Origin of the sequence: Catenulispora pinisilvae (assembly GCF_015356865.1) — a bacterium.
GTDB lineage: Bacteria > Actinomycetota > Actinomycetes > Streptomycetales > Catenulisporaceae > Catenulispora > Catenulispora pinisilvae.
The window spans coordinates 1-3,762 of sequence record NZ_JAAFZA010000442.1; the positions used below are offsets into that span (position 1 = coordinate 1).

Annotated in this window: 1 protein-coding gene; it reads right to left on the reverse strand. The window is 66.9% G+C overall.

Going from position 1 to position 3,762, the window contains the following annotated elements:
* Positions 1-996 precede the first annotated feature (996 nt).
* The coding region (locus IZR01_RS48580) for an RICIN domain-containing protein (RefSeq protein WP_194927825.1) at positions 997-3,762 on the reverse strand (2,766 nt) is incomplete at its 5' end.

The window sequence follows — 3,762 nt, forward strand, 5'->3', positions numbered from 1 at the left end:
CTTGACTCCCGAGAACCGGCACTGTAGGCAAAGCCCTGCCGACGCGACCGAGGGGAACGAACCGAAAACCAACCGGAAGAAAAGCAATCGCAGGGCCCGTAGACACGGGTCAGCGATGCGGCTGCCGGTGAGGCGGCGGGCTGCTGGCCAGTTGGTTGCGAACATGCCCGGGTGCGGTATCCAGTATCGGACCGGCTTGCGCTCGCAGCAGTCTGCCGCCGATTGCCGACATCCCCTGGCGCGCTTGCTATCCACTAGCATCGGCCTTGGCGGCCAGGCGAGCCCGCGCCCGCATCTGCACTCGCACTCGCCAGCCTAGAATGCGCACTCTCGGGACTGCCGCGCTGCCACACGCCGGACCGGCGGCCGAACTCGCCGAGTCGCCGGTACCGAACCACTGGGCTTTGCACCTATCCGGCCGGTTTACGGTTCGTTCCCCTCGGTCGCGTCGGCAGGGCTTTGCCTACAGCGCCGGTGGCCGGGAGTCAAGTTCGCGCTCTGACAACCGCCACCTGCCCGCCCGACCGCAACGGCGCGGACTTTACTCCCGGACACCGGTGCTGTACCCCTTGGGGCTGACGACGCGACCGTGGGGAACGAACCGCACCACCTCACAAACCGCCAGCGCAGGGCCCTGAGGCAACCACCCTATGGAACCGCGCCAGTTCCCCGAGGGAGCCGAGAGCCCCCGCCGGAGGCGCCGGGCTCTTCATCACAGTTTTTGACCTTGATCTTGCAGTTGATCTTGCTCTTGACCTGGCTCTTGCCTGTGCTCGTGCTCCGACTTGCCGGAGTTGAAGAGGCCTGAGATGCGCCGGGGTTGTGAACACGAGAACTGGCGGCCGACAAACACGCCCGCCGTCCCGAACCCCGAACCGGCACAACCATGACCGAAGGCCGTAAAAGGCTTCTAAAACCCACAGTCCAACCGCAACCCGCCCCGCAAACCCCAGCCGCCAAAAGAAGACCCGCCCCCGAACGGGCCCCGAACGGCCCCTACAGGAACCGCCACAAGTGGTCCGCAGTCCCGTTGTCCTCGAACTGCACCACGTTGGCCGAGTCGGCCGTGGACATGCCGTCCACTCCAAGCATCAGCCCGCTGTTCTGGTTCTGGATCCGGAACCAGGGGCCGCCGCCGGGGCGTAGCCGCCATAGGTGGTCGGCGGTGCCGTTGTCGTCGAACTGCACCACCTGGGCTGAGTCCGTGGTGGACATGTTCGACACGCCCATCACCTTGCCTGAGTTCAGGTTCTGGATCTTCCACCAGCCGCTGGGGTCGCTGAGGAAGGTCCAGAGGTGGTCGGTGGTGCCGTTGTCGTCGAATTGGACGCAGTTCACTGAGTCGGCGGTGGACATGTTCGCCACGCCGATCACCAGGCCGCTGTTCTTGTTCAGGATTCGTACCGGGCCGTCCGGTATCAGGGTCCAGAGGTGGTCGGCGGTGCCGTTGTCGTCGAATTGGACGCAGTTCACTGAGTCGGCGGTGGACATGTTCGCCACGCCGATCACCATGTTGCTGTTGGCGTTGCGGATGCGCATCCGGCCGTCGCCGTTGTCTATCAGGGTCCAGACATGGTCCAGGGTGCCGTTGTCCTCGAACTGGACGATGTTCGCCGAGTCGGACGTGGACATCTGGTCCACGCCGAGGAGTAGACCGCTGTTCGCGTTGCGGATCCGCACGTTGCCCTCGCCGTTGTCGATCAGCTGCCAGACGTGGTCGGCGGTGCCGCTGTCGTCGAACTGGACCACCTGCCCGCTGTCGTCCCAGGACATGTTCGACACGCCCATGACCTTGGCGCTGTTGGCGTTCAGCAGTCGGACGTAGCCGTTGCGCGGGGTCCAGGCGCTGCCTGACGATGCTGCGGCCGGGAACGCCGTGATCCGCAGACGCGCCGCGCCCATCGGGATGAGGGTGACGTTCGTGGTGCCGGAGGCTTGGAAGGGGCCGGTGTTCAGCTCGGTCACGATGTTCTGGTCGTCGGCGGTCCAGCCGGTGAGTTGGGTGGCCGGTGCGGTGATGCTCACCGGCACGCTCTGCTGGGTGAAGGCGTTCGTCGGGACCGTACCGTCGGCCGCGTGGAAGGTCAGCGCGCTCGCCGGGTTCGAGGACGGCAGGTCGAGGCCGTAGTTCCAGGGCGTCGTGGCGTGCACCTCGTACTCGGGGAACTCGCTGTCCCCGGCGAACTGGACGTAGTTCTCGCCGATCTGTAGCGAGTAGTCCAGGGCGCCGTTCGACACCGACAATGCGCCGCCTTGCGAGGCCCACATGCTGACCACCGGAGTGGACGGCATGTGGATCGTCACCGTGTCCCCGTTGTTCCAGGTGCGGGAGACCGAGGTGAAGGCCGGGCCCGCTGGTGCGCTGACGCCCCGGCCGTTGACCGCGATCGCCGGGTTCGAGCACCAGCCCGGGACCCGCAGGTAGAGCGGGAACGTTGCCGGGGCGGACATGGTCAGGGTCAGGGTGACGGTGTCAGTGAACGGATACCCGGTGTCCTCGGTGACGGTGACCGAGGCGCCGCCGGATACGTTTGCGGTGACCGAGCAGGGCGCGTACATCACCGCGCACAGTCCGTTGTCCGGGGTGGCGGCCCACAGTTCCTCGGTGAAGTAGGGCCAGCCCTGGCCGTAGTTGTGCGGGCAGCAGCGGTACTGGTCCACGCCGGGCATGTAGGCCTGCATCGGCTTGGCGTTGCTGAACTGGCCGTGGCTCGGGGTGTCGTTCGAGAGGTTGACGCTGTTCATCGAGGTGATGTAGTGCGTGCCCTTGCCCTGCGGGTCCAGGGCCGCCGGCAGCATGTTGAACGCCAGCTGCTCGCAGCGGTCGGCCCAGATCGGGTCGCCGGTGAGCCGGCCCATCAGCTCGTGGCTGGCCATGAACTCCACGATGCCGCAGGTCTCGAAGCCCTGCCGGGGGTCCTTGTAGCCGATCCGGGCGTTCTCATCGCCGGCGAAGCCGCCGCCGGGGAACTGGCCCCAGGCGCCCATGATCGACGCATAGTTCTGATACGCGTTCTGCGTCATGCCGTTCTGGCCGGACCGCTGGGCGTACACGGCCGGTTCGCGGTAGCCCTGGGCCAGGTTCACGTTGTGTGGCGTCGGCAGGTTGTTCAGCCAGTTCGCGCTGTTGCTGTGGATGGTGTCGGCCAGGGTGAGCAGGAACGCCTCGCCGGTCTTGTTGTAGAGCCAGAAGATGACGTCCAGGCAGTCCGCGACCCGGTAGGAGAGCCAGGAGATGCCGAAGACCGAACCGGGCTGCGCGTTCATGTACTGGAAGAACGCGGTCAGGGCGGTCAGGATCTGCTGGTCGCCGGTGTATTCCTGGCGGCTGCGCAGGGCCTGGAGCAGCGGCACGAACGGCCAGAAGTCCGCTCCGCCGCCGTAGAGGTTGGTGCGCAGGTACGTCGGGCCGAAGAAGCCGTCGGAGGCCTGGGTGGCCAAGATGCCGTCGATCCAGGTCGCGGTGTCGGCCAGGACCGTGGCGTCGCCGGTGAGGTAGCCCAGGTCGCCGTAGCCGCGCAGCCAGTACGGCACCTCCTCCCAGCCGTTCTGGGACGGGTTCAGCCACCCGGTCGTGGACTTGTCCAGGAAGTGCGAGGTGTCCTGGTAGTTCCCGCACAGGCCGGTCAGCTGGAGCTGGAGTTCGCCGGCCAGCCAGCCGGCGGCGCGCACGCTGCCCGGCGGCAGCTTGAGCAGCGCGGTCGGCGCCAGCGGCGCGGCGTTCGGGGTGTAGAGGCCGCCGCCGGCCGGGGCTATTCGGGC